Origin of the sequence: Bradyrhizobium sp. 21 (genome assembly GCF_023073335.1) — a bacterium.
Lineage (GTDB): Bacteria > Pseudomonadota > Alphaproteobacteria > Rhizobiales > Xanthobacteraceae > Bradyrhizobium.
Genome location: NZ_JADPJG010000026.1, coordinates 161,955 through 187,616, shown reverse-complemented (window position 1 = coordinate 187,616; position 25,662 = coordinate 161,955). Strand labels below are relative to the sequence as shown.

At 64.4% G+C, this 25,662-nt stretch carries 26 protein-coding genes; 11 read left to right on the top strand and 15 right to left on the bottom strand.

Annotation, left to right across the window (positions count from 1 at the left end; translation table 11 throughout):
• Positions 1 to 37: 37 nt before the first annotated feature.
• Together IVB31_RS22105 and IVB31_RS22100 are read left to right on the top strand one after the other, a co-directional pair.
• Complete coding sequence (locus IVB31_RS22105; protein ID WP_008133731.1) at positions 38 to 583, top strand: response regulator; 546 nt, start codon at positions 38 to 40, stop codon at positions 581 to 583.
• A 31-nt stretch (positions 584 to 614) separates the two neighbouring features.
• Complete coding sequence (locus IVB31_RS22100; protein ID WP_247327302.1) at positions 615 to 1,193, top strand: Hpt domain-containing protein; 579 nt, start codon at positions 615 to 617, stop codon at positions 1,191 to 1,193.
• A gap of 154 nt (positions 1,194 to 1,347) precedes the next feature.
• Here the strand turns inward: IVB31_RS22100 and IVB31_RS22095 are convergent, their stop codons facing one another.
• The 4 genes from IVB31_RS22095 to folE all read right to left on the bottom strand — a co-directional run bounded on the left by IVB31_RS22095 (position 1,348) and on the right by folE (position 5,102).
• Entirely contained in the window at positions 1,348 to 2,523 is a 1,176-nt protein-coding gene (locus IVB31_RS22095) for a DUF2336 domain-containing protein (protein ID WP_247327299.1), read from the bottom strand.
• 207 nt (positions 2,524 to 2,730) lie between these two features.
• Complete coding sequence (locus tag IVB31_RS22090; protein WP_247327297.1) at positions 2,731 to 3,792, bottom strand: lytic transglycosylase domain-containing protein; 1,062 nt, start codon at positions 3,790 to 3,792, stop codon at positions 2,731 to 2,733.
• 113 nt (positions 3,793 to 3,905) lie between these two features.
• Complete coding sequence (gene hisI / locus IVB31_RS22085) at positions 3,906 to 4,328, bottom strand: phosphoribosyl-AMP cyclohydrolase (protein ID WP_247327295.1); 423 nt, start codon at positions 4,326 to 4,328, stop codon at positions 3,906 to 3,908.
• A gap of 84 nt (positions 4,329 to 4,412) precedes the next feature.
• The gene (folE, locus tag IVB31_RS22080; RefSeq protein ID WP_247327293.1) at positions 4,413 to 5,102 is read right to left on the bottom strand and encodes a GTP cyclohydrolase I FolE; all 690 of its coding nucleotides are present in this window, start codon (positions 5,100 to 5,102) and stop codon (positions 4,413 to 4,415) included.
• A gap of 240 nt (positions 5,103 to 5,342) precedes the next feature.
• Here folE and IVB31_RS22075 point away from each other — a divergent pair, with 240 nt between their 5' ends.
• On the top strand, positions 5,343 to 5,798 hold the full coding sequence (locus IVB31_RS22075) for an iron-sulfur cluster assembly scaffold protein (protein ID WP_247327291.1): 456 nt from the start codon (positions 5,343 to 5,345) through the stop codon (positions 5,796 to 5,798).
• 73 nt (positions 5,799 to 5,871) lie between these two features.
• On the opposite strand, the gene IVB31_RS22070 is transcribed toward IVB31_RS22075, so the two are convergent.
• Complete coding sequence (locus IVB31_RS22070) at positions 5,872 to 6,771, bottom strand: hypothetical protein (RefSeq protein ID WP_247327289.1); 900 nt, start codon at positions 6,769 to 6,771, stop codon at positions 5,872 to 5,874.
• Between the two features lie 243 nt (positions 6,772 to 7,014).
• Between IVB31_RS22070 and yidD the strand changes: the two genes are divergently transcribed.
• Together yidD and IVB31_RS33675 are read left to right on the top strand one after the other, a co-directional pair.
• Positions 7,015 to 7,353, top strand: a complete 339-nt coding sequence (gene yidD, locus IVB31_RS22065; protein WP_247327287.1) for a membrane protein insertion efficiency factor YidD — start codon at positions 7,015 to 7,017, stop codon at positions 7,351 to 7,353.
• A gap of 92 nt (positions 7,354 to 7,445) precedes the next feature.
• Complete coding sequence (locus tag IVB31_RS33675; RefSeq protein WP_346730886.1) at positions 7,446 to 7,658, top strand: hypothetical protein; 213 nt, start codon at positions 7,446 to 7,448, stop codon at positions 7,656 to 7,658.
• An 8-nt stretch (positions 7,659 to 7,666) separates the two neighbouring features.
• Here IVB31_RS33675 and IVB31_RS22060 read toward each other — a convergent pair whose 3' ends face one another.
• Genes IVB31_RS22060 through IVB31_RS22050 form a run of 3 tightly spaced genes read right to left on the bottom strand, consistent with a single transcriptional unit; the run spans position 7,667 to position 10,509 of the window.
• Positions 7,667 to 8,623, bottom strand: a complete 957-nt coding sequence (locus tag IVB31_RS22060) for a PDR/VanB family oxidoreductase (protein WP_247327262.1) — start codon at positions 8,621 to 8,623, stop codon at positions 7,667 to 7,669.
• Positions 8,620 to 9,141, bottom strand: coding sequence for an MOSC domain-containing protein (locus IVB31_RS22055; protein WP_247327259.1), 522 nt, complete (start codon positions 9,139 to 9,141; stop codon positions 8,620 to 8,622). The genes IVB31_RS22060 and IVB31_RS22055 overlap by 4 nt, the downstream gene beginning before the upstream one ends.
• A gap of 54 nt (positions 9,142 to 9,195) precedes the next feature.
• The gene (locus IVB31_RS22050) at positions 9,196 to 10,509 is read right to left on the bottom strand and encodes an MFS transporter (RefSeq protein ID WP_247327256.1); all 1,314 of its coding nucleotides are present in this window, start codon (positions 10,507 to 10,509) and stop codon (positions 9,196 to 9,198) included.
• A 355-nt stretch (positions 10,510 to 10,864) separates the two neighbouring features.
• Between IVB31_RS22050 and IVB31_RS33670 the strand changes: the two genes are divergently transcribed.
• On the top strand, positions 10,865 to 11,425 hold the full coding sequence (locus IVB31_RS33670) for an XRE family transcriptional regulator (RefSeq protein ID WP_247327252.1): 561 nt from the start codon (positions 10,865 to 10,867) through the stop codon (positions 11,423 to 11,425).
• 21 nt (positions 11,426 to 11,446) lie between these two features.
• Here IVB31_RS33670 and IVB31_RS22040 read toward each other — a convergent pair whose 3' ends face one another.
• The gene (locus IVB31_RS22040) at positions 11,447 to 12,655 is read right to left on the bottom strand and encodes a hypothetical protein (RefSeq protein WP_247327250.1); all 1,209 of its coding nucleotides are present in this window, start codon (positions 12,653 to 12,655) and stop codon (positions 11,447 to 11,449) included.
• Between the two features lie 2 nt (positions 12,656 to 12,657).
• The gene (locus IVB31_RS22035) at positions 12,658 to 14,025 is read right to left on the bottom strand and encodes an amino acid permease (RefSeq protein ID WP_247327244.1); all 1,368 of its coding nucleotides are present in this window, start codon (positions 14,023 to 14,025) and stop codon (positions 12,658 to 12,660) included.
• 329 nt (positions 14,026 to 14,354) lie between these two features.
• Here IVB31_RS22035 and IVB31_RS22030 point away from each other — a divergent pair, with 329 nt between their 5' ends.
• Complete coding sequence (locus IVB31_RS22030; RefSeq protein ID WP_247327692.1) at positions 14,355 to 15,686, top strand: alpha/beta hydrolase; 1,332 nt, start codon at positions 14,355 to 14,357, stop codon at positions 15,684 to 15,686.
• 14 nt (positions 15,687 to 15,700) lie between these two features.
• Entirely contained in the window at positions 15,701 to 15,850 is a 150-nt protein-coding gene (locus IVB31_RS22025) for a hypothetical protein (RefSeq protein ID WP_247327229.1), read from the top strand.
• A 32-nt stretch (positions 15,851 to 15,882) separates the two neighbouring features.
• Here IVB31_RS22025 and IVB31_RS22020 read toward each other — a convergent pair whose 3' ends face one another.
• The gene (locus tag IVB31_RS22020) at positions 15,883 to 16,287 is read right to left on the bottom strand and encodes a hypothetical protein (RefSeq protein WP_247327225.1); all 405 of its coding nucleotides are present in this window, start codon (positions 16,285 to 16,287) and stop codon (positions 15,883 to 15,885) included.
• 92 nt (positions 16,288 to 16,379) lie between these two features.
• A complete protein-coding gene (locus IVB31_RS22015) occupies positions 16,380 to 17,552 on the bottom strand; it encodes an MFS transporter (RefSeq protein WP_247327222.1) in 1,173 nt (390 codons plus the stop codon).
• Positions 17,553 to 17,738: 186 nt separating this feature from the next.
• Here IVB31_RS22015 and thrS point away from each other — a divergent pair, with 186 nt between their 5' ends.
• A complete protein-coding gene (gene thrS, locus IVB31_RS22010) occupies positions 17,739 to 19,781 on the top strand; it encodes a threonine--tRNA ligase (protein WP_247327218.1) in 2,043 nt (680 codons plus the stop codon).
• 7 nt (positions 19,782 to 19,788) lie between these two features.
• On the opposite strand, the gene IVB31_RS22005 is transcribed toward thrS, so the two are convergent.
• On the bottom strand, positions 19,789 to 20,160 hold the full coding sequence (locus IVB31_RS22005; protein WP_247327688.1) for a transcriptional regulator: 372 nt from the start codon (positions 20,158 to 20,160) through the stop codon (positions 19,789 to 19,791).
• A gap of 10 nt (positions 20,161 to 20,170) precedes the next feature.
• Positions 20,171 to 20,473 carry a type II toxin-antitoxin system HigB family toxin gene (locus IVB31_RS22000; protein ID WP_247327212.1) on the bottom strand — a complete coding sequence of 101 codons (303 nt, stop codon included), beginning with the start codon at positions 20,471 to 20,473 and terminating at the stop codon, positions 20,171 to 20,173.
• 144 nt (positions 20,474 to 20,617) lie between these two features.
• Between IVB31_RS22000 and IVB31_RS21995 the strand changes: the two genes are divergently transcribed.
• Both IVB31_RS21995 and IVB31_RS21990 read left to right on the top strand, forming a co-directional pair.
• On the top strand, positions 20,618 to 21,181 hold the full coding sequence (locus IVB31_RS21995) for a nitroreductase (RefSeq protein ID WP_247327209.1): 564 nt from the start codon (positions 20,618 to 20,620) through the stop codon (positions 21,179 to 21,181).
• A 63-nt stretch (positions 21,182 to 21,244) separates the two neighbouring features.
• The gene (locus IVB31_RS21990) at positions 21,245 to 22,513 is read left to right on the top strand and encodes a serine hydrolase domain-containing protein (protein WP_247327205.1); all 1,269 of its coding nucleotides are present in this window, start codon (positions 21,245 to 21,247) and stop codon (positions 22,511 to 22,513) included.
• Here the strand turns inward: IVB31_RS21990 and IVB31_RS21985 are convergent.
• Positions 22,499 to 24,961 (bottom strand): EAL domain-containing protein, encoded by a 2,463-nt coding sequence (locus IVB31_RS21985; protein WP_247327194.1) that lies wholly within the window; start codon positions 24,959 to 24,961, stop codon positions 22,499 to 22,501. The two genes, IVB31_RS21990 and IVB31_RS21985, sit on opposite strands and share 15 nt — an antisense overlap.
• Positions 24,962 to 25,662 lie beyond the last annotated feature (701 nt).

Sequence of the window (25,662 nt, the reverse complement as noted above, 5' to 3'; positions counted from 1 at the left end):
ATGGTTAACGAAAGTTGACCGCTTCGGCCCGGGCTCCATGTTCCGCATCGATTTCAACAAGCTGCGCTTCCTCGTCTGCGACGACAACCCGCACATGCGCCGCATCCTGCGGACGCTGCTGCATTCCTTTGGCGCGCGTGAAGTCTACGAGGCCGAGGACGGCGCCACCGCGCTGGAAATGTACAGCCATTACGTGCCCGACATCGTCATCACCGACTGGGCAATGCCGATCTTCGACGGGCTCGAGCTGGCGCAGATGATCCGGCAGCCGGAATCCAAGGGCAATCCTTACGCGCCGATCATCATGCTGACGGGCCATTCCGAGAAGCGCCGCGTCACCGTGGCGCGCGATGCCGGCGTCACCGAATTCCTGGCCAAGCCGATCTCGGCCAAGGGGCTCTACCAGCGCATCCTCAACGTCGTCGCCAGTCCCCGCCCCTTCATCAAGACCAAGACCTATTTCGGCCCGGACCGGCGTCGCAACACCAACTCCGCCTATATGGGCCCCGAGCGCCGCGTCGGCGAAAAGCACGAGGTGCTGCAGCAACCCTCGCTGCTCGACAAGGCCCGCTCCTCCATCTAGCGCAACGTCTCTCACGATCGAGGCCGATATCATGGCGAAGAACAGCGCAAGGGACATCGAGATCACGGCCTTCGCCACGCATCAGATCATCACGCAGCCCAACCCGCTGCGGACGGTCCTGCGCCGTGTCGAACAGAAGGACATGGACGATCCGGTCGGCCGCGCCGAACAGGCGCTCGAGGGCCTCGCCGGCGAGTTCAAGGACTGGATGGCGACCGAGGTCAACCGGCTATCGGCCGCCTACGTCGCCATGCGGCACGACGGCTTCACCAAGGACAGAAGCGACGAGCTGTTTCGCGCCGCGCACGACATCAAGGGCGATGCCGCGACCTTCGGTTATCCGGCGGCGGGGGGAGTCGCCGAAAGCCTGTGTCGCGTCATCGAGCACGCGCCCGATCTCGAAAAGGTGCCGGCCGAGCTGTTCACGCACCACATCAACGCCATTCTCGCCATCGTGCACGAGAACACGAAGCTCGACAGCATCAGCGTTTCCGCCGAGCTCAGCCGGCGACTGCGCAAGGTCGCCGACGACTATCTCGCCCAGGTCAACCGCGACCGCCCCGAGCATCTCGAGGTGATCCTGGCGCCGAGCGTCGTGCCGGCGGGGTAGTTCTCTCGTCATTGCGGAGTTTGTGGCTTCGAGCCCGGCCCATCGTCACGATCAGAATGGTAGGGTGGGCAAAGCGGAGCGTGCCCACCAATTCTGATCGCGGCACGATGGTGGGCACGGCTCGGAGCGCCTTTGCCCACCCTACGGCATCTCGCTACGCCGCGATCAGGTCGTCGTAGACCGGATCAACCGCATCGTCGGCGATCAGCTCGTCACAGAACAGCCTTGCCTCTTCGCGCGCGGATTCGGTGGCGAAGCGGCGCAGCAGGACCATCAGCGGTTCGGTCGCGCCACGGTCGGTCTCGCAATGGGTGAGCACGCGCTCGACCATGCGGCGCCGCAGCCGCGCCGCGCTGCCGTCACTGTCGACGAAGCCTTGCTCGTGGCAGGCATCGAGCGCGACCTGGAAGGCAGCAAACGTCGCCTCGGGAAGCCCGGCGCGGCGGAGCAGCGCGTGCAGGCTATTGCCGCCGCGATCGTGCAGCAGCGCGGACACGCGCGCCAGCGGCAGGTCGGCAAGTTCAGCCAGCGCCGCGTCGAACAGGTCGAGATTGCTCGACAGCAGCGCGCGCAGAATGAGACCCGCGGTGAGCTGGCCGGTGATGCGCAGGTGCCGGACGAGACCCTGCATGTCCTCGCCGCGCGAGCGAGCCGCGATGTTCATGGTGGAGCGGTCACGCGCCTCGGTCGCGATGCGCTCGGCGCGGTCGGCGCTCAGCCAGTTCCGGGCCACGACGAATTGCGCCAGCGTCTCGGAGAGCTTTGCCACCAGCGCGGCGCGCGTGGCGGAGGGCAGATCCTCCAGCACCAGCATTGCCTCGCGGATCGCGGCGAGATGGCCGTGACGCTCGACGATGCGATCCCAGGAGAACGGCGCAAGCTCGGCATGAGAATTTTCGATCAGCTCGAGCGCAGCCGCCGCGCAGCCGACTTCGGCAATGGCGGCGCAGACCGATACCGGCAGCGCGATGCGGCGGGCGACGGCGCACTGCACCTCGTCGTTGCCGGTCGCGACGATGTCGACGAGATCGGCGTCGATCAGCAGCGGAGAATGTTCGAGCACGGGCAGCGCGACGGTCGGCTGGTCCGCCGACAGCGCCCGCACGATTGCGGCCGGCGCCTCGATGCTGCGTGCGAACGCCTCGGCCATCGCCTGCCGCACCAGCGGTGAGGGATCGTCGAGCAGCATCAGCAGCGCGCCTTCGGCGGCGACCCGGTCGTCATGGGAAAGATCCGAGATCAGCCAGGCCCGGGCCAGCGCCCGCGTTGCCTCGGCCCGCTCGCCGGCGGGGGCCGTCCTGATCCAATTGATGAACTGCCGAACGATCATGGTGCTTCCGGCTTACGCAACGAAGACGAAGCGGTGACGGCTTGTCACCTTCAACACAAAATAAACCACGACGCTTAACAAAGCGTTCACCATAACTGGCTGGTTTTATTGATGATTTATTAAGGGAACAAAGGCACTAGCCTGACGCGACAGCTCTGCGGCGCATCGCTCATGCGCTGCGCCGTGGCCGGGACTCGGGAGTGAGTATTAGCTCGAGAACGTGCCGCTTCGATCGCTGAAGAGATCGAGCGGTTGCGGCGGCCGCACATCCGGCGTCGCCGAGGCGACCGATGTCAGCGAGGCATTGTTGCCCCACAATTTCTGCACGGTGGTCGAGACCGGCTGGGTGGCATCGCCGGGCTGATAGATCGAGCGAAACACCGGCGTGCCCGGCGCATTGTCCGCAACCGTCGTTGGCGCTGTCGCGCCGACCTGCGTGACCGCGCGCGTGTTCGGAAAGGTCTGGAGATAGGCGGCGTTGTCGATCACGGGCGCGGTCGGCTGCACGCCGTTGGCGCTCGCAACCTGCGTGGTCGACGGCGTGCCGCCGTACATCGCTATCGCGCTGCGGGTGACTTTCGAATTCGCCGCACTGGCGTAGCGCGCGTCCAGCACCGAATAGACCTCGGAGACGCTGCGGGCGCGGCCGTCCTTGGCGTAGAAGATCGAGCGATTGGCGGAGGCCGCGTTGGGAAACAACCGCGCGCCGACCGCTTGCGGATTGTCCTCGGCATTGGCGATCAGCTTGGCGGCACCGCCGACCCCCATGAAATGCGCCATGTAGAGTTCGCTGTCGCTCGGCCTGCGGCCGAGCAGGCCCGTGAGCTTGAAGCTGTTCGATTGGGTCAGCGCGGCCGCCATGCTGGAGGCGGCCTCCGGATCGTCGCGCAGTTTCATGATCGACCGCTTCATCGCGGGATCATCGACGGTGTAGCTGCCCGACGAGGATTTGGTGATGGCGTCGGAATAATTGCCATAGCCGAGCTGGGTGCCCGCCTCTTTCACCGTGCCGAGCCAGGTCTGGTCGATGAACTGGTAGAGCCCGTGCGCCGACGATGTGGAGGCGCCGGCCGTCGGATCGAAATCCGATTCCATCTTGGCGGTGGTCAGCATGTATTGGAAGCTGACGCCCGCGACGTTCGAGGCCTGCTTGATCGCACCGGCGACGCGCGTCCTCGACGGATCGAGAACCGCCGTCTGCGAGCCACTGGAATTGTCGACCGACATGATGAAGTGCCCGCCCCGCGCGGCATTGAGCGGCGCCGGCAATTCGGACGCCCTGTCGTCTCACCGTGAGACAGGTATGGTTAATGCGGGGTTAATTCGACGATCACCGTCATTCTGGGGGCGCACCGAAGCTGCGAACCCGGAATCACTGAGGGCTATTTCTTGTAAACCTCGTTCGGATCGAACAGCCGCCCGGCATCGACGAAGACGAGCCTCGCAATGCCGCCTTCGGGTTCGACCTTGCGGTAGAAGCACGATCTGCGGCCGGTATGGCAGGCAGCCCCGATCTGCTCGACGCGAAGCCACACCGCGTCCTGGTCGCAATCGGTGCGCATCTCGACCACGCTCTGGGTCTGACCCGAGGTCTCACCTTTTCGCCACAAGGCATTGCGCGAGCGGCTGAAGTACCAAGCCTCGCCGGTCGCGATGGTCTTGCGCAGCGCCTCGTCGTTCATGTGGGCGACCATCAGAACGTCGCCGGTGGCGACGTCGGTCGCGACGCAAGTCACGAGCCCGGCCGCGTCAAATCTGGGCCGAAAGCTCAGCCCTTCCTCGATGTCGTGGGAATGAGTGGACACAGCGTCCTCGCTTAGGGCATGACCCGGAAAAGTGTGCAGCGGTTTTCCGAAAAGGTCATGCTCAAACAATAAACCTTCGCGAGATCAGCGCAGACCTCGCACCAGGGACAGGAAGCGGGCCTGCTCCGCCGGATTGTCGCGGAACATGCCGGTGAAGCGGCTGGTGAAGGTGGAGGCGCCATGCTTGGCGACGCCGCGCACCGACATGCAGGTATGCTCGGCCTCGATCAGCACGGCAACGCCGCGCGGCTTCAGGACCTCGTCGATCGCCGCCGCGATCTGCGCCGTCAGATGCTCCTGGGTCTGGAGCCTGCGGGCGAAGATATCGGTCAGGCGGGCGAGCTTGGACAGGCCGACCACACGTTCCACCGGCGTGTAGGCGATGTGCGCCTTGCCGTAGAACGGCATCATGTGATGCTCGCACTGCGAGGTGAACTCGATGTCGCGCACCAGCACGAAATCGTCATAACCGGCGGTCTCGCCGAAGGTGCGGTCGAGCACCTCGGCCGGGCACTGGTGATAGCCCTGATAGAGCTCGTCGAAGGCCTCGACCACGCGGCGCGGCGTGTCCAGCAGGCCCTCGCGGTTGGTGTTCTCGCCGATATAGGCGAGCAGCGTCTTCACCGCGGCTTCCGCCTCGGCGCGCGCGGGGCGCGGCTGGTCGGCGCGGACGGCAGCGGCGAGGAATTCGGCAGGGTCAAGCTCCGCCGGGCGGCTCTCGGGCTGGCGGTCGGAAGGCTTGTTGGGGCGGATGGATGTGATTGCAGCGTCCATGTCTACTCCGTTCGACGGCCTTGTGGCCGGAGTGTCACCGGCAGACGGGGCGGCATGCCGCCGGGCGCCTGAAGAGAACAGTTTGGCGAAAAAGGCCCCTGCGTAATAACGCCGGCTGCACGGTTCGAGATCACCGCCGCCGCACCGCTGGACTGTTTTTCCACCAGTTCCAACCCTATATAGGACCCTGGACGGCACCCGCCAAGGCCGATCGGGTGCGGAAGTGTTGGACTCCATCACATGCTGAACGACATCTACAACAAGCGGATCATCGAGCTGGCCGGGAATATTCCGCGCCTCGGGCGGTTGTCGGACGCCGATGCCACCGCGACGGCCCACTCCAAATTGTGCGGCTCGACGGTGAAGATCGACCTCAAGATGGAGGGCGACAAGGTCACCGACTTCGCCCACGACGTGAAGGCCTGCGCGCTGGGACAGGCCTCTTCATCCATCATGGCAAGTCACGTGGTCGGCTCGACTGCGAGCGAACTCCGTGAGTTACGCGAAACCGTTCGCAAGATGCTGAAGGAGAACGGCTCGCCTCCTGAAGGCAAATGGGAAGAGATCAAGTTCCTCGAGCCGGTCCGTGAGTACAAGGCGCGCCACGCCTCGACGCTCCTGACCTTCGATGCCGTGGTCGATGCCATCGGTCAGATCGAGGCGAAAGCGAAGCAGCCGGCTACGGCGCAAGGCTGATTCCGGGCACGTCGCTGGGCCAATGGTCCGGACGCAGTGGCGGCGGCCCGAAAATGAGGTCAGAAATTCCAGGCTACTTCTGCGCCGCCGTGCCTGGCGTCGCCACGCCGCCCGTAGGCACCAGGGCTTCCGCCGTCTTGGTCGACTTGGCCGGCTGCTCCGGTTCCGCGCCGAACCTCGCCTGCGTCTTCGGTCTAAGCTCCGCCATATCAGGCGCGGAAATGTCGACATGCGGCAGCACGTCGGCCACGAGATCGGTCGTCACGAGATTGGTGAGCTTGAGCTCGCCTGCATCCAGCTCGTGCAAATCCTCCCACGGCGGGACGCTGAGCGCGAGCGACAGCAGATCGCCGGCACCGCCCATGTCGAAGGTGTATTTGGCGAGCCGGCCGATGTCGCGCTCCACGATCATCAGGTCCTGCGCGCTGTAGCTCGCCGCCTTGGCATCGTCGGCACGATCGCCCATCCAGATCTGGTGGACGCGGACGTGGGCCGCTTCAGGCACGTAGCGCTTCTTGCCCGCCAGCAGCAGGAACGCGCACATGGATTCGCAATAGGCCTCCGGCGCGACCGCCGGACGGGCCAACTGCCCGCCGCGGTTCTGAACGCTGATGCCGACCGTGGTCAAAAGTCCGAGATTGCGGAAGCGCCTGCCGAGCGTGATCGCGTCGTTGACGGAACCGCCGCTGGAATCAAGCACCACGGTGGCGCCGCCGAGCTGGCGCCCGCGGGAAAACTCTTCGAAATCCTTGGGCGTGTCGGCGGTGATGATGCCGATGGCGCTGACCCAGCCGCGGCAGTTGGGCTCGCAGGCGACCCAGCCGAACTTCATCGGCAGCTTGCGCTCTTCGAGGGCCGCGCCGGCTCGGGCCGAGGACCCGAGAGTCGCGACGGCGCCAGCCAGCACGACTCCACACGCGGCGGTTCCCACCAGCAACCAACCGCGAAGATTGAGCGACTTCACAAATTTCAAACTGGTCCCTTCCCCAAGCCCCAAGCCATTAAGCCAAAGCCGATTCAGGCAAGCCACGTTCCGACGTTCCAATGAGTCTCACATGAACGCCACAAAAATGGTATCCGGGGGAATACAGATCGTCCATAGGTACTTGCTGCACTGCTCCCAAAAAGCACGCAAAATATGGCGCGCAAACAACAGCTTACAGTTCCCTGCGCCGGAACCGCGCAAAACCTCGCCCACGATCGCAGCAAAGCGCCTATGAAGCATTCAGTCTGCGAGCACTGTTCCAATCCCGTCGCGGGCACGCTCCGGCTCCCGCGCAGATTCGGTCGCGCCCTGATCTGGCTCTACCGCCACACGCTCTCGCCGCTGGTCGGTTACAATTGCCGGCACCTGCCGACCTGCTCGCTCTATGGCGACGAGGCGATCGAACGATTCGGACTGTGGGCCGGCGGCTGGATGACGCTCGCACGCCTGCTCCGCTGCAACCCGTTCGGCACCGCGGGCATCGACAACGTGCCCCTCAGCGCGCCAGGACGCGCGCGCTGGTATCTGCCCTGGCGCTACGGTCGCTGGCGCGGCGTCAATGCGCCCTGAAATTGCTGCAGTGCTTTGCGCACCGCTGCCTTGAGCGGAACCGGAACTTTCCCTTCGCGTTGATGTGATGCTCCCCGCGGGAGGAAACAACAATGCGCTGGAAAATCAGCCCTCATTTTCACTTCAGGCTTGGGCCGGCAACTCTCAGTCGTAGGGGGCACCACGACCCCAGAACCATCGATGTGCTCGCGATGCTCGCACTGCTGGCGCTCGTGGTAGGCTCCGGCTGGTATCTCGCGACCAGCTTGGCCACGCCTGCAAGCACGACAGCGTTCATCGTGCCGAGCCAGAGCGTGCACTGGTAGACCGCGGTTTAGAGGTCCAGCACCAGCCGATCGGCGTCGGATCCGGCGACGCAAACCATGAGATAACGCTCGCGTTCGTAGGGCGACAGAATCCGGTCGCGGTGGGCGGGCTTGCCCTCGATCCAGCCGACCTTGCAGGCGCCGCAGATGCCGCCGCAGCACGAGGTCGCGATCTCGATACCCCCTTCCTGCAAGGCGGCCAGCATGGTCTGGCCGGCGCGGACCTGGATTTCGGTCCCCGTGCGCGCTAGCAACAGCGTAAACGGCTTAGCGTCGGGATCGATGACCGGCTGTGGCGCGACGAAGCGCTCGATGTGGACGTTGGCTGCGGGCCACGCGGCGGTCAGCCGCTCGAAATCGCCGATCATGGTCTCCGGCCCGCAGCAAGCAACCATCGTCTGCGCGCCGGCCTCCCCCACCAGTGACGCGAGATCCGGACGCCCCGTGCGAGACGTGCGATGCACGACGACACGGCCAGCGTCGATCAGCGGCGCGAGACGCACAGCTAACGGCACCTCCTCGCGCACGATCAGATGCAGCAAAAAGTCGGCATCGCTCGTCTGCACGAGATGCCGCGCCATCGACAGGAACGGCGTCACACCGATGCCACCCGCGACGAATACGTAGCGCACGATATCCGCGCCGGACGCCAGTCCGCCACGCGGCAGCGAGACGCCGATGACGTCGCCAATTTCGATATCATCGTGAAGTGCGCGCGAGCCGCCGCGCCCCTCCGCCTCGCGCTTGACCGCGATGACGTAGCGCGCGTTGTCGGCGGGCTCGTTGCACAGGGAATAGGTCCGGACGAGTCCGTTCGGCAGGTGCAGATCGATGTGCGCGCCGGGCCGAAACGGGGGCAGCGCCCAATGATCAGGATCGACCAGCGTAAAGAGCTTGGTTCCCGCGCCAGCCTCTTCGACGCCGGCGACAATCGTCCTGACTGTCGTAATCGGGCGCGCCTTCATGCCGCGTTCCGCACCGTGTCGCCAACCCTCACCACCCCGCCTTGCAGGATCTTGCAGTTGAGGCCCGAGCGGTTGATCAAGGGATCGAAGATCGCCTTGCCGGTGATCTCCTCGATATGCCGGCACGGCACCGACAGCCGGGTGGCTTCCAGCAAAGTCTCGCCCAGCCAGAATTGGCGGCCAACCAAATGGTTCAACGGCACGCCCTCGACCGTCACGTTGCGCCTGTGTTCTTCCGGGCCGAGCGCGATACCGGCATCGCGCTTCAACGCGACCAGCGTCTCGAGCTCGAACAGAGTGACCTGACGGCCCTCTTCCGGCTTGTGCGAGTAGAAGCCTTGTTCGCTGCCGATCATGTAGCGATCGCCTTCGATCCCCCGACCGGCGACGAGAGACAGCGATTCCACTCCGCGCATCGGCAGGAACGCGCGCGGAGTAAAATGAAGGAACCGGACCACGCCGGTCCAGCCGGGCTGCGTTGCATTCTGCGCCGAGTGGGCGCTGGTGATATCGAGCATGACAATTCCCCTTGAGAAGCGAGGGCGCGCCGCCAGCAGCGGCGCGCCGCGGCATCAGGTCAGTTCCTTGTTCGCCATCTCCGGCGCGAAACTGGTCGCGGTCGCGGTGACGGCAGCGCAGGCGATCAGCAGCAGCGAGACCGGCCAGGTGGCACCGCCGCTCCAGGCCATCAGAGACGCCGCGATCAGCGGCGTCAACCCGCCGCTGATCGCCGCACCGACCTGAAACCCGAGCGAGGCACCGCTATAGCGCAGCCGTGCGGAGAACAGCTCGGAGTACCAGGGCGCGCCGATGCCGAACATCACCATCTGGCCGAAGGTGATCGCGACCACGATGGTGCAGATGACGATGGTGGGATCGCGGCTGTCGAGCAGCCAGAACAGCGGGAAGGCAAACAGCGCCGAGAACAGGCAGCTCGCGTAGAACATCGGCTTGCGGCCGACGATGTCGGACAGCCAGCCGAACAAGGGAATGGCGACCAGCGCAACCAGCGAGGCGGCGAAGGCACCGTTCAGCACCACGGTGCGCGAAAGGCCGAGATTGGCCGTGGCGTAGGACATCACGAACACCCCGCCGATGCTGGCATAGGCGATCTCGGAGATCTTGAGCCCGACCGCGGTGAAGAACGGCCTGCGGTGGTGTCTGAAGATCTCGACCAGCGGCAGCTTCGCAACGTCCTTCTTGGCCTGGACCTGACGGAAGGCCGCGGTCTCCTCCATGTTGAGACGGATGTAGAGGCCGACACCGACGAGGAGGACGGAGAGCAGGAAGGGAATGCGCCAGCCATAGGCCATGAAGTCGCTTTCCGGCAGGCTCGCCACCAGCGCAAACATGCCGATCGCGGCGAGATTGCCGATGGGATTGCCGACCTGCACCATGCTGCCGAGCAGGCCGCGGCGGTGGGTCGGACAGTTCTCCACCACCATCAGCACCGCGCCGCCCCATTCGCCACCGAGGCCGATGCCCTGGAGGAAGCGCAGGCCGATCAGCAGCAGAGGCGCGGCGATGCCGATCTGCTGGTAGGTCGGAAGCAGGCCGATCAGGAAGGTGCCGATGCCCATCACCATGATCGTGATTGCAAGCATTGCCTTGCGGCCGACCCGATCGCCGTAATGACCGAAGATCGCAGCGCCGAGCGGCCGCGCCAGAAATCCGACTGCATAGGTGCCGAACGCGGCGATCGTGGCGAGCGTGGGATTGCCGGCGGCGAAGAAGACCTTGTTAAACACCAGCGCGGTCGCCGTGCCGTAGATGAGGAAGTCATACCATTCGACCGCGGTGCCGATCACACTGGACCACACGATCCGTCGCAAGCTCGCCGTTTCATCCGGCGTTACGTTCAGGGCTACGTCGTCCGCTACGGTCATCGATCTCTCCAAAAGGTACCGGCGCCTGGGAAAAGCAGTTGGTTCCGGCCGTGGCGCCCATCGGCAGCCGCGACGGTAAAAATCGATCATGTTTACCAACAGAAATCAACGCCGCGGAACGCGGCAAATGCCCCCGATCGCGGCATTACGCTGTAAATGCCCTATATTTCCGCTATTTTAATCGATATACCAGCACATCTGCTTACAATATCTGCGGCTCTGCTCGAAATTTTTGCGCACTAGTTTTCCTTTAGAATACATTTGAGAGCGGCCGGAACGGACCCCGCGCCCGCCGGACTGGCAGTCGGGCTGCATCTGTTGCACAAGGGGCATCAGCAGTTCGGGAGACTCATGCGTGCTTGACGTCAGCAAAGCGACCGCGGTCGGAGCCAATATCCGTCAGGCGCGGATTGCCAAGGGCCTGACGCTGGACCAACTCGCCAGGCAGAGCGACCTCACGCGCGGCTACATCTCGCTGGTTGAGCGCAACCTCAAGATCCCCTCGCTCGCCGCCCTGCTGCGGATGGCCGCGGCCCTCGAGGTCAATGTTGCGAACTTCTTCGATCCGAACGCCGAGCCCGCGCCGCGCTACACGCTGTTTCGCCGCGAAGGCGGCAATGTCCCGCTGTTTCAGGACACCTTTGGCGTGGTGCCGCTGGCAACCGGCCGCACCCGCAAGATGATGGAGCCCTTCCTCCTGAGCCCGCCGCACAAGGCGGCGACGCGCGCCTCGCACGCGGGCGAGGAGTTGCTGTTCGTCATCAACGGCAAGATCGCGATCAAGCTCGACGGCGAGGAGCTGACGCTTGGCAAGGGCGACTGCCTTTATTTTTCAGGTGAGACCCCGCATGAGGTCAGGAGCCTCGGCCGGCAGAAGGCCGAGGTGCTGGTGGTTGTGGCCCAGAGCCCGGTGTGACGCCGGACTTCAGTCCTTGGCCTAGCGGGACCAGAAAAAGCGTCCGGGCGGTGGCGGGTCAGGCGGACGTGGCCGCTTCGGACGCGGCGGTTTTGGCGGCGGCTCGGCCGACGACGTGGTCTCCGCAACCGGCGCCGTCTCGGTCCCCGGCACCTTCACCGACAGCAGCACGTTCGACTCGTGCATCCGCCAGCGATAGCCGACACCGAAATCGATCGGCTGGGCGCGCGTGAACAGAGCGGCGTAGCGCTCCTGATAGCGGCCGGGGAATTCACCGATCGGCCCGAGATAGCGGCCGAACGGGAAGAACCGCCATTGCCGCGCATTGTAGTTCGCAAGCGGAATGCCGGAATCGTCCTGAACGATGGTCGCGCTGTTGGCGAGCAACCAGTCGCGCGCGACGGTGAAGTTGCCGGAGTGCAAGAGATAGGACGCACTCTTGATCAAGCTGTTGCCGGGGCCGAGCGTCTCGCAGAACTTCAGGAATCCGGCCGCGCGCGCACCTGAATTGGAGAGATCGGTCGAGAAATAATACAGCGTGCGCGCTTCGCCGTCGCTGCCGGCGAAGGTGATGCGGGTGCCACGCGTCGCGTTCGGTCCCGGATTGTCGTTGCCGACATGTATTCCGCCCTTGTCGTCGAGTGCGACCATCTCGACATTGCGGATGATCTTGCCGGAGCGGACGAGGAAGACGTAGAGGATCGGCAAGGTGCCGTTGACCTGGTTGGTGTGCAGGTCGACCTTCATTTGCTTGGTGATGAAGAAGGAAAAACTCAGGATCGAACCGAGCGATCGCTCGACATTGTAGAGCGCGGCGCCGACCGAACCGCGCGGCAGCCGTGTCAGGTCGGGTACGGCGCCGACCGGCTCCAGCGCGCCGAGCACGTAGGTGCTGGCCTTGGAATAAAAGGCATTGGCGTAGAGGAAGTCGGGGCCGCTGAACAAATAGAACATGGTCGGCCTGGGCGCCGCCAGATTGACGTCGGCCCAACTGCGGATCTTCGAAAGCTGCCGCTGCTCGAGCTGGGCGAAGGCGCCGTCGAAGAATTTTGCGTGGCGCTGCCAGCCGGGGTCCTTTGTCAGCGGCGTCAGCGGCGAATCCGCCGAAGGCTGCATGCCCGCAAGGAAGCGCGCGGTATCGTCGAAAGTGACGTCGGCGGCACGCGCCGCCGAGATGGCCGCAGCCAGCAGGGCAAGAGCGACGGCCGCAATTCTCATGGGTCGAAACATGTCTATTCGCGATGTGATGAATTGCCAGCGGCGACCGGCCGCCTGCGGAAAACAGCATAAATCAACAGGCCCGAGAGCATGACGAGCATCCCCGACAGCGACTGCACGGGCCGCTCGGTCAACAAATAATACATCATGAACGCGGTCACGAGCAGGAAAACGAGCGGCGTGAACGGGTATCCCCAGGCGCGATAGGGCCGCGGCAGATCGGGATCGGTGATGCGCAGCTTGATGACGCCGGCGACCGTGAAGAACGAGCAGAACAAGAGCGCAAACTGGATGAAGTCGAGCACCGCCTCGAAACTGCGAGTGAACAGCAGCAGATTGGCGACCGCGAGCTGAAACAGGATGGCGTAGGCCGGCGCGCCGCTCGTCGACTTGCGCGAGAACACGCGCAGGGCCGGAATGTCCTCCCCCATCGTCATCATCACGCGCGGACCGATCCACATCATGGCGCTGATCGAGGAGATCAGGCCGACGCAGATCATCGCGCCGACGATCCGGCCGCCAAGCTTGCCGAAGATGGCGCTGCCGGCGACGCTGGCGACGTCGAGCTGGCCGGCGAGCGCGCTGACCGGGGTCGAGTAGAGAAACACCGCGTTCAGCGCGACGTACAGCACCAGCACGATCAGCGTGCCCGTAAGCAGCGCGCGCGGCAGGCTCTGCTGCGGCGTGTTCATCTCGCCGATGATGTAGGTCGCGGCATTCCAGCCCGAAAACGAGTACATCACGAACACCAGCCCGATCGCGAAGGGGGCGCTGACGATATGCGCGAGATCGGCCGCCTGCGGCGTGAAGGCGACCTTTTGCGGCATGCCGACGATGAAGCCGGCGACCAGAAAGGCGACGATCAGCACGACCTTCAGGATGGTCGAGATCAACTGGAAGGTCGAGGAGTGCCTGACGCCGGTCAGTTGCACGAGCGAGACCAGCCACACCACGGCGATGGCAAGCGGGATCGGAGGCAGATCGGGGACGACCGATTTGGCGTATTCGCCGAAGGCCATCGCGGCGAGCGCGACGGGTGCTGCAAAACCAACCGTCGCCGACACCCAGCCGGCGAGAAAGCCGAAGGCGGGATGATAGGCACGACTGAGGAAATTGTACTCGCCGCTGGAGCGCGGAAACATCGCCCCTAACTCGCTATAGGAGAACACCCCGCACAGCGCGACGATGCCGCCGATGGTCCACAGCAAGAGGATGGAGAAGCCGGACGGGATGTCCTTGACCTGGAAGCCAAGGCTGGTGAAGACACCGACCCCGATCATGTCGGCAACGACGATGGCGGTCGCGACCAGAACGGAGACCCCGGACCCGCCGCCGATCAGCCGGCCAGTCCAGGGCGCGGTTCCCGCATCTGATGCCGTCATCGGGGTCCTTAACCTCAGGCGTCACGCCTCGTGGGAAGCATCGTGCAGATTGGTCCAGTCAATTCAAGCAGGGTTAACAAGGGTTAAATGAGGCGGGCGGAATAGGTAGCTTGGCACCTTTAATGCACGGTGCTGGGCAATAAACCTGCGTCAGCACCGGGAAATCCCGCTTCCCTCCCCCACAATCACGACACGATTGCATGGTCTTTTCAAGCGTTCCGGATGTGGGGAAGTTTCTCCGGACGCTTAACGTCACCTAAATGCCCGTCGGCTCAATTGCCTTAATGATTGCCGATGAGCTTGTGGTCATGACTTGGGGTCATGGGTGGATGGTCGGGGCCGTTCCGAAACTGAGAGCTGACATTCGTGCCGATCGGACGACGTCCGGTCTGCGCGGTCGTGCGCTCCGTCTCGCCCTGATCTCGGCTTTGGTGCCGCTGTTGCTCACGCTGGTTCAATGCGGCAAGGCGCCCGATCCGGCGGCGCTCGCCGCGAACTCACAGGCCAACGTGCAGGTGGTCAATCAGACCGTCGCCAAGACCAATCGGCAAGTCACAAGCGGCGACACGTTCGAGGATCGCTTCCCTGCCCCGCAGTTCGGGGAGCGCTTCCCGTCCGCGAGCGAGGGTTTCCTGCAACGGCAGATGTCGGACTTCTCCCCCAAGCGCGCCGGGCAGCAACAGCCTGAGCAGGCGCCCTACAAGGTCGCCTCGCTTGCCCCGCAGGCTCCCTACCAGCGTCCGCCGCGCGAAGACATGACGACGCTCGTCAGCATGAAGTCGTCAGCCTTCCCCTATTTCGGTAACAATCCCGCCTCCGACGCGCCGTTCCTCAATATCTCCAAGGGCGACCGCCGCGGCCACCGCAGCTATTCCGGGCGCGTGTTCTGGCAGGACGAGACGTACAACGACAACCGCGTGCTGATGCACGTGCCGGAGCATTTCGACCTGCGCAAGCCAGGCGTGATCGTGGTGTTCTTCCACGGCAATGGCGCCACACTCGAGCGCGACGTGCGCGACCGGCAGCTGGTGCCGCAGCAGGTCACCGATTCCGGCGCCAACGCCATCCTGCTGGCACCGCAGATGGCGGTCGACGCCGCCGATTCCAGCGCCGGAAAATTCTGGCAGGCGGGCGGCCTCAAGCGCTTCATGGAAGAATCGGCCAACCATCTGGCCCGCCTCACCGGTGATCCCAACAGCGCGCGCGCCTTCGCCAACATGCCGATCGTGATCGTCGGCTATAGCGGCGGCTTCCTGCCGACGGCCTGGAGCCTCGAGGTCGGCGGCATCAGCGACCGCGTCCGCGGCGTCGTCCTGCTCGACGCCGTCTATGGCGAAATGGACAAGTTCGCGTCCTGGATCGAAAGCCACCGCTCCGGCTTCTTCGTGAGCTCCTACACCCACTACACCGCCCGACGCGACCGCGAGCTGATGAGCATGCTGCGGCAGAAGGGCATCAGCGTCTCCGAAGACATGGACGGCCCCTTGCGTCCCGGCAGCGTGGTGTTCGTCGAGACGGGCGACGGCATCACCCATCGCGACTACGTGACCCGCGCCTGGACGCGGGACCCGCTCAAGGACGTGCTGGTGAAGATGTCAGCGACGCCATCGCTCGCGCTGACGCGCGTGGCGGCCACCGCTTCATCCGCATCAAGCCGCTAAGGTCCGATATTGCGTTGGCCGGCATTTGGCTGCGCTGCCTGCCTCGACCGATCACGCTGACGCTCGCCGGCCGTGAGGACGGCGACACGGCGGAATTCGAAGGCACCGCGCTGCAAGTGCCAGGCGTTGCCTTCCGGGCCGTGCTGAGCCGGATCAGCGACTAGCCCGTCCGGCTTTTAGAGCTTAGGTCGCGATCTCAGCTCTTGGGCAGCTTCGGAATGCTCTCGGCGAAGCCGTTGAAGCAGGCCAGCCGCTCGTCCTCTTCCTTGAAGAAACGGCAATCGGCGTAGCCCTTGGCCTTCGCCGGCTTCGGCTTCGGCGTCGGCGCGATCACGGCGTCGTAGCAATTGAGCCGGTCCTTGGTGCCGTCATCGAGGTCGAGGCAGGCCTGGAGCCGCGCCGCGATCGATTGTGGCTTGCCTTTCGGCGCCGCGGCCGGCTTGGCCGCTGCCTCTTTGGTACCGGCTTTAGTCCCCTCCTTGGTCCCCTTGGGCTTGACCTGCACCAACGGCTTGTCCCCGACCATCGGTGGTGGCTTGTCGGCTTGTGCAAACGCGGAGGCTGAATAGAGCACCGCGACAACCGCCAGAATCATCCTCATCTCAGTCAACTCTCTTTGGTCCCCATGCCTCGCCTTCTAGCGCTCCGGCGCGCGGTTTGCCAAGCGCCTTGCGCTCAGGAAAACGCTTCCTCTCAGGCCGGGACGGCAGTTGCCGGCCGGGGCCGGGTCAGGACCACCAGGATCAGCGCCAGCACGACGAAACCGACCGCGACGAAGCCGAGCGTATGCAGGAGCTCTCGGGCAAACAGCAATCCGCCGATCGCGGAGCCGACCGCCTGGCCGATATAGAGGACGGAGGTGTTGAGGGCGACGGTCGCCGATGCAAGTTGTGGCGCGGCCGCGACCAGCCGCACCTGCTGCATCGAATTGGTCGAGGCAAAGCCCAGTCCCCAGATCGCGACGGCACCCGCCATCAACACGAGGGTGCCGGCGCCGAGCGCCCAGCCCGTCATCCCTGCCAGCAGCAGACAGGTGAACAGCAGCGAGGTGCGATACGGTCCCGAGGTGTCGACGATGCGGGTTGCGATGACAACGCCGAGGAAGCCGCAGACGCCATAGAGAGCGAACACCATGCCGATCGCATCGGGACCTGCGCCGGTCAGCTTCTTCAGCAGCGGGCCCATGAAGGTGAACACCATGAACTGCCCGGACATTTGCAGCATCGTGATCGCGAGCAGCAGCAGGATAGCCCTGCTGCGGCCAACCGCGCTCCAGGTCTTCAGGTCCACCTGCGTGCCTTTCAAGCCCGTCGGCAGCCGCATCAGCAACAACAGGAAGCTGACACAGCCGAGCACGCCGATGGCGCCATAGGCCGCGCGCCAGCCATAGCGGCTGGCGATGAAGGTGATCAGCGGCAGGCCGACGGCCGCAGCGAGCGACCAGCCGAGAAAGATATAGGCGATCGTGCTGCCGCGTCGCTCGGCCGGCACGATCAGCGCCGCCGTGCCGGCGGCCTGAGGCGTGTAGAGCGCGCCGACCGCGAGCATCACCAGACGGATGAAGAGGAGGCTCGCATAGCCGGGCGCAAAGGCCGAGGCGAGATCGCCAAGAGCGAGCACCGCCAGCGTGGTGGTCAGCAGCGTGCGGCGCTCGATACTGCTGGTCAGCCAGGCCGTCAGCGGCGAGCCGATGCACAGGGTGATGGCGCCGAAGGTGATCAGGAGCGCGGCCGCGTGAATGCTGACGTCGAGCCCCGTCGCCAATTCCGGCAGCATGCCCGCCGGGGCCAGCACCGAGCAGCCGGTGACGAGATTGCCGAGCATCAAGGCGGTTGGCGCGAAACGGCCTGCGCGTGCATTTTCCATGCAAGCGCATGTAGAGCCCACTTGCCACGAGTTAAAGGGCGTTGCCCGGAATAGTTCGTGCCGCGTCGCGGCTTTTGCGCGCCACTTTCTTGGAAATGCCCGATTGCGCAGGCCGAATCGCCTGATATATCGCTCGTTCCCGCTTACCTGCGCTCGTTCGCAGGAGTGAGCCTCAGGAGAAAAGCAATGACCGACGACCGCAAGTCCGAATCCGGCTTCCAATACAGCCTCAGCAATCTGAAGCCTGCGACCACTCCGGAAAAAATCACCCTCACCTTTCCTGACGGCGCCCGGCGCGAATACCCCAAGAGCATCACCGGCCTCGAGATCGCCAAGGGCATCTCGCCGTCGCTGGCCAAGCGCACGGTCGCGATGGCGCTGGACGGCGTGGTCGCCGACCTCGACGACCCCATCGAAGCCGATGCCAAGCTCGAGCTGATCAACCGCGACGATCCGCGCGCGCTCGAGCTGATCCGCCACGACTGCGCCCACGTGCTGGCCGAAGCCGTGCAATCGCTGTGGCCGGGCACCCAGGTCACCATCGGTCCCGTGATCGAGAACGGCTTCTACTACGATTTCTTCCGCAATGAGCCGTTCACCCCGGAAGACTTTGCCGCGATCGAGAAGAAGATGCGCGAGCTCATCGCGCGCGACAAGCCTTTCACGAAGGAAGTCTGGGACCGCGAGAAGACCAAGCAGGTGTTCCGCGACAAGGGCGAGGCGTTCAAGGTCGAGCTGGTCGACGCCATTCCCGGCAACGAGCCGATCAAGATCTACTACCAGGGTGACTGGTTCGATCTCTGCCGCGGCCCGCACATGACCTCGACCGGCAAGGTCGGCAATGCCTTCAAGCTGATGAAGGTGGCCGGCGCCTATTGGCGCGGCGACAGCAACAACCCGATGCTGACCCGCATCTACGGCACGGCCTTCGCCAAGCAGGAGGACCTCGATGCTTATCTCAAGCAGATCGAGGAAGCCGAAAAGCGCGATCATCGCAAGCTCGGGCGCGAGCTCGACCTCTTCCACTTCCAGGAGGAAGGTCCGGGCGTCGTGTTCTGGCACGCCAAGGGCTGGACCATCTTCCAGCAGCTCATCGCCTATATGCGGCGACGCCTGAGCGGCGATTACAGCGAGGTCAACGCGCCGCAGATCCTCGACAAGTCGCTGTGGGAAACCTCCGGACATTGGGGCTGGTATCGCGAGAACATGTTCGCGGCGCAGTCGGCCGGCGACGAAGCCGAGGACAAGCGCTGGTTTGCGCTCAAGCCGATGAACTGCCCCGGTCACGTGCAGATCTTCAAGCATGGCCTGAAGAGCTACCGCGACCTGCCGCTGCGCCTCGCCGAGTTCGGCGTGGTGCATCGCTACGAGCCATCAGGCGCCATGCACGGCCTGATGCGCGTGCGCGGCTTTACCCAGGACGACGCGCACATCTTCTGCATGGAGGACCAGCTCGCCGACGAATGCCTGAAGATCAACGAGCTGATCCTGTCGACCTATGCCGATTTCGGCTTCACCGGCGATCTCACCGTGAAGCTGTCGACCCGGCCGGAGAAACGCGTCGGCACCGATGCGATGTGGGATCACGCCGAGCGCGTGATGGCCACTGTGCTGAGCCAGATCCAGGCTCAGAACAGTCACATCAAGACCGAGATCAATCCCGGCGAAGGCGCCTTCTACGGGCCGAAATTCGAATATGTGCTGCGCGATGCCATCGGCCGCGACTGGCAGTGCGGCACCACGCAGGTCGACTTCAACCTGCCGGAACGGTTCGGCGCGTTCTACATCGACCATGACAGCGGCAAGAAGCCGCCGGTGATGGTGCATCGCGCGATCTGCGGGTCGATGGAGCGTTTCATCGGCATCCTGATCGAGCACTATGCCGGCAACTTCCCGCTCTGGCTGTCGCCGGTGCAGGTGGTGGTCACCACCATCACGTCGGAGGCCGACGAATATGCCAAGCAGGTGCTGGAGCAGGTCCGGCGCGCGGGGCTCCGGGCCGAGATCGACCTGCGCAACGAGAAGATCAACTACAAGGTCCGCGAGCATTCGCTGGCCAAGATCCCCGCGCTGCTCGTATGCGGCAAGAAGGAGGCCGAGACGCAGTCGGTCTCCGTCCGCCGCCTCGGCAGCGACGGCCAGAAGGTGATGACGACGGTGGAGGCGCTCGCCGCCCTCGTCGATGAAGCGACTCCGCCGGATGTCCGGCGGGCTCGTGATGCGGTCTGACGGACGTTCAGGCGGCCTTATCCGCCCCGATTTTGATGAGGGATTCGGCGGGAATGCCGAGTCCCTCATGCAGCCGTCTGATCATGCTCAGCGTCAGTTCGCGCCGACCGTTGAGCACTTCGTGAACCCGGTTGCGGCTGCCGATAAAGGGAATCAAGTCCTTCGGCTGCAAGCCGCTCTGCTCCATATGATATTTGATCGCCTCGACCGGGTCCGGAAGATCCAGCCGGTAGTGCTTCCGTTCCCACGCCTCCACCAGCGTCACGAGCACGTCTAGCCGATCGCCCTCAGGCGAGTTACGCCGTGCGCTCATCAATGTCTCGATCTCCTTGAGAACGCGGCGATAGTCACGGTTGGACTTGATTGGCGCGATTTCCATCATCGACCTTCTAAACGGTTTGCGCATCGATCACGTCGTATTGCCGATGCGTCCCGACAAAGCGAATATAGACCACACGGTATGGATAGTTGATCCAGACCACGACGCGATATTTGTTGCCGGCGACATTGAAGACGACACGACCGTCCCTGAGGATGCTGGCGCTGCGGACGTCTCTTTTGACATCAGCGGGCCTCGCCCAATCAGCCCGCTTCACCTGCCGGAACCAGGCCATCAAGGGCTCACGGGCATCGGAAACATCGCCGCCCCGATTGAGAAACGCTTTGACAGTGCTCAGCGCTATGATCCTCATTCAAGCCATCTTAACATAGTCCCAACCTGGGACCAAACTTTCCGACAGGCGCAGGACCGGTCCTCATAATCCCTCTAAAATCCCTTTCAATCACCTTCGGCCAGCCCTATCTCCGACAGGACAATAGCTCACAAGGAATTCCCCGTGCCCGACGCCATCGAACTCCTGAAGACCCGCCGCTCGGTCAAGCCGCGCGAGATGTCCGGCCCTGGCCCCTCCCCGGCCGAGCTCGAGACCATCCTCACCATCGGCGCGCGCGTGCCCGACCATGGCAAGCTTGCGCCCTGGCGCTTCATCATCTTCGAAGGCGAAGCGCGTCAGCGCGCCGGCGAGGTGATCGCGAAGGTGTTTGCCCGCAAGAACCCGGGCGCTCCGGCGGCCGATGTCGAGACCGAGCGCAAGCGTCTCACCGATGCGCCGCTGGTGATCGGCATCGTCAGCTTCACCAAGCCGCACCCCAAGGTGCCGGCCTTCGAGCAGGAATTGTCGGCGGGCGCCAGCGTCATGAACATCGTCACGGCCGCGACCGCGCTCGGTTACGGCGCCTGCTGGCTGACCGGCTGGTTCTCGTTCGATCGCGACGTGCTCGATGGCCTCGGCCTCAAGCCGGACGAGAAGCTGGCCGGCTTCGTCCATATCGGCACGCCGACCAGACCCAGCGAGGACCGCCCGCGACCGGTGCTGTCTGACATCGTGACGCGATTTTAATCGAAGTCTTGTTGACGCCTCGGACGTCTTGCGGCTTTGTTCCCGGCCAGGGAGGAAGCCCGGATGAAGCGCCGTGAATTTCTGGTCGGAGCCGCGCTGCTGGCCGGCACGATCGCGCGAAGCCGCGCCGCCGACATCCCTGCCCCGTCGCCGGGTGGGCTCGATCGCATCACCGCGTATTTCACCGACGAGGTGACGAGCGGCCGGCTGCCGGGCGCCGTGGTCCTGATTCAGCAGCACGGCCAACCGGTCTATCTGAAGACGTTTGGCGCGCGCGACACCAGGACGGGCCTCGCGATGGCGCCCGATACGATCTTCGCCATCCACTCGATGACCAAGCCGGTCACGTGCCTTAGCGCGATGATGCTGATCGACGAGGGCAAGCTCGCGCTCACCGACCCCGTTTCGAAATACATCCCGCTCTTTGCCGGCACCAAGGTGGGCATCGAGACCACCAAGCCCGGCGGCCCAACGACGGTCGAGCTCGAGCCGCCGGTCCGCCCCGTCAACATCGAGGATCTGCTGCGGCACACCTCGGGCATCAGCTACGATTATATCGGCGCCCCATGGGTGATGGAGGTTTACTCGGCCGCCAATATTTTCGACGGCCCGTTCAACAACAGACAATTCGCCGACCGCATCGCCGAGTTGCCGCTGACGCGTCAGCCCGGGACATTGTGGCGCTACGGCCATTCCACCGACGTGCTCGGCGCCGTGATCGAGATCATCTCGGGACAGACGCTGTACGAATTCCTCAAGCAACGCATTCTCGATCCGCTCGGCATGAGCAGCACGAAATTCGTGCTGAAGACCCCGGAAGAGCGTGCGCGGATGGCGCGGCCGCTGCCGAACGACCCGGTCCTGCTCGCCGGCGAGCGCGACCGTCTCGCCCATCCCGAATGGGAATCCGGCGGCGGCGGGCTGCTCTCGACCATCACCGACTATCAGCGCTTTTCGCAGATGCTCCTCAACGGTGGCGAGTTCGAGGGCAAGCGCTATCTGAGCCCGGCGGCCTTCAGGGCGATGACGACCGACCACGTCGGCCCCGGCTCGGGTGTGGGGCGCGATTACTTCTATTTCCCCGGCGACGGCTTCGGCTATGGCTACGGCATTGGTGTGCGCACCGATCCCGGCAACGCGAAACCACCGCCGCCGGGCTCGCTCGGCGAGTTGAAATGGGACAGTGGCAGCGGCACCTATTTCGGCGTCGATCCCAAGCTCGACATGGTCTACCTGCTGATGCAGCAGACCCAGAACGAGCGCAGCCGCATCACCCCCGCCTTCAAAGCGCTGGTCTACGACTGCTATCCGCCCGAGCTACGCCGCCCGTGAGGCGCGCTGGCCGAAATCGGCGAGCAGCTTTGCGATCTCGGCGGCGGGCCGCGCCGCGCTGAACAGAAAGCCCTGCACCTCATTGCAGCCTTCGGCGCGCAGCCAATCGAGCTGATCCTCCGTTTCGACGCCTTCTGCGGTCGTGGTGATGTTGAGACTGCGGCCGAGGCCGGAGATCGCGCGCACGATCGCGTCGCAATCGGGCCGCAGCGCCAGATCCTTGACGAAGGAGCGGTCGATCTTGATCTTGTCGAAGGGAAAGCTGCGCAAGTAGCTGAGGCTGGAATAGCCGGTGCCGAAATCATCCATCGAGATGCTGACGCCGAGCTCGCGCAATTGATGCAGAATGGCGAGGTTGGCGTCGGTCTCGGCCAGGAAAATCGACTCGGTGATCTCGAGCTCGAGCCGCTTCGGCGACAGGCCGGACTGCGCCAGCGCCGAGATCACGACCTGAACCAGATTGCGGCTTCGGAATTGCGCCGGCGACAGATTGACCGCGACCTTGACGTCGACAGGCCATTTCACGGCTTCGGCGCAGGCCTCGCGCAGCACCCACTCGCCGAGCTGGGTGATCAGGCCGATGTCCTCGGCGACCGGAATGAATTCCGCCGGCGAGATCATGCCCTTGTCGGGGTGATGCCAGCGCAGCAGCGATTCGAAGCCGGTGATGCGGTCGGAGGCAATCGACACCAGCGGCTGGTAGTGCAGCTCGAACTCGCCATTGGCGAACGCGCGGCGCAGATCCAGCTCCATGCCGCGGCGCTTCTGCGCCTGCAGATCCATCTCGCGCTCGAAGAAACGATGCACGCCGCCACCGTCGGACTTTGCCCGGTACAGCGCCATGTCGGCGTTGCGCATCAACTCTTCCGACGTCGTGCCGTCGCCCGGCGACAGCGCGATGCCGATGCTGGCGCCGATCACCATCTCCTGCCCATCGATCTCATAGGGCGCCTTCAGCATGTCGATCAGCAAGCTCGCGCAGGCGCTGGCCTCGTTGGGCGAGACGTCGGCTGCCAGGATCACCGCGAACTCGTCGCCGCCGAGCCGGGCCGCGAGATTGGCGCCGCGGACCGCAATGGTCAGACGTTCGGCAACTTGCTTCAGCAGGCGGTCGCCCGCCGGATGGCCGAAGGAATCGTTGATGTTCTTGAACAGGTCGAGATCGATGTAGAGCACGCCGACCCGTTTTCCAGCGGCCTGGTCGAGCGCCTGCTTCAGGCGCTCCTGGAAATATTCGCGATTTGGCAGATCGGTGAGCCCGTCATGGTGCGCCATGTGGGCGATCCGCGCCTCGGCCTTGCGCCGCTCGGTGATGTCGACAACTGCGACCAGATAGCCGTCGCGGTCGTCGAAGGCGACGCGGCGGCCGAAGGTGAGCACCTCGATCTCGCTGCCGTCGGCGCGCAGATGCCGCCAGTTGCGCGAGGAGTGATAGGTGTCGCCAACGCGTTCGAGCGCCTCGGCATGGCTGTCCCACTCGTCCTGCGGCCAGATCTCGTGCAGCGTCATGCGCAGGAAGGTGGCGCGGCTGTAGCCGTAATGCTGGACCGCGGCATCGTTGACGCTGAGAAACTGCCTGGTCTCGGCGTCGAACACCCACATCGGCATCGGGTTGTTGTCGAACAGCAGGCGGAACGAGGCGTCGCGCCGCTTCAACACGGTGACGTCCGAGATCGTCAGCGAGACCACATCGGCAAACGCGGTGGCGCTGAGCCGGAGATGCCGACCGTCGCTCTCGATCTCGAGCTGCTCGCCGCGACCGCCGGCGACGGCCTTGAGCAGGAATTCCATGACCTCAAGCGAGGCCAGCAGCGTGTCTCCCTCGCCGATCCGGCGCCACAACAGGCCCGCGCCTTCCGCCTTCAGCAGCAGCCCCGCACTCTTGTTGTGGTGCACGATCTGGAGATCGAACGGCTTGCCACCGGCGTCGCGCAGCGTCGCCAGCGAGACCACAGCGTCGTCGGTCGAAGCGAAGATCGCGTCCAGGAGATTGTATTGCGCGCCGCGTTCGTTGATATAGGCGCCGACCAGCGTGGCGCCCCAGCGCGAGGCTGTCGGCAGCGCCAGCACATCGTAGGTCCTGACCATGCCGTCGCGCACGCAATGCGCGCTCGCCTGGTGCGGCCGTCCGGTCTGGAGCGCGCTCGCCACCGCTTCCGACAGTGCCGTGGCGCAATCGGGCGAGAGCTCGGAGACGGGAATGTCCCAGCGCTCCTCGCCGAGCCATTTCTGCACGTAACGCCCGCTGCGCGACAGCTCGAGCGCACCATCGTTCTTCAGCAGCGCGATGTGGTCGGCGAGCCGTCCAAGGCTGCCAAGCATCACGTCCTCATAGCGCGGCAGCCGGTCGCCCGGCTTCAACGCGGCTCGCCATTTGCGCTGAAGCACCGGGATGTCGTCAAACATTTCGGTGGCCGGTTTTCCCGGCACTTTCTTCACGGCACTCATGGCAGTCCCCAACGCACTTTCCCGCCGCATCCAATGCAGCCGCGCTTAATGCCGTGTAAAGAGCGCGCGGGCGCGGGTTCCATTGGGTCATTGTGACGGTTTTAAGTCGGGCATTGGTTAGTGGACATTAGAGACTATGACGGTTGTGCAAATGCGCAGCGTCCCGGCACGAGATCGAAATTTCAGCGGCAGTTCGTAGGATGGGTAGAGCGGGAGCGAAACCCATCACGCTTTTGTTTGCGCGGAAGCATGATGGGTTTCGCAAGTGCTCTACCCATCCTACGACCCCGCGGACACACCTTCGCATTCTCGCGGCGCAATTCGCCCGAGCTTTGCTTCGTCGCGTCACCCTCGAATGAAAGAGGGCGCAGGGAAGGCCGGGTGCCGGCTGGCACCCACGGTCCACTGTGCGAAGTTGTGGTACGAAAATCTGCACAGCGGCATACAGGTGAAGCCAAAACATCCGGCCTTTCCCTGCGCAGCGGTTTGACGACTTATGTCGCGCTCTCCCCGGGGAGCGATGCACTATTGCCCCCGTCGCCTTGCCGATGACTGATGCGCGCGGTCCGGTTGGACAGCACACATCACCACAAGACTTGGCGCACAGACCCCGGGCGCCAGGACCACACGATTTTGCCGTACGCCGATCACACCGGTCGTGTGCGCGAAGTCTTTCGCTCACGGTTGCCCGCCCTGCGAAG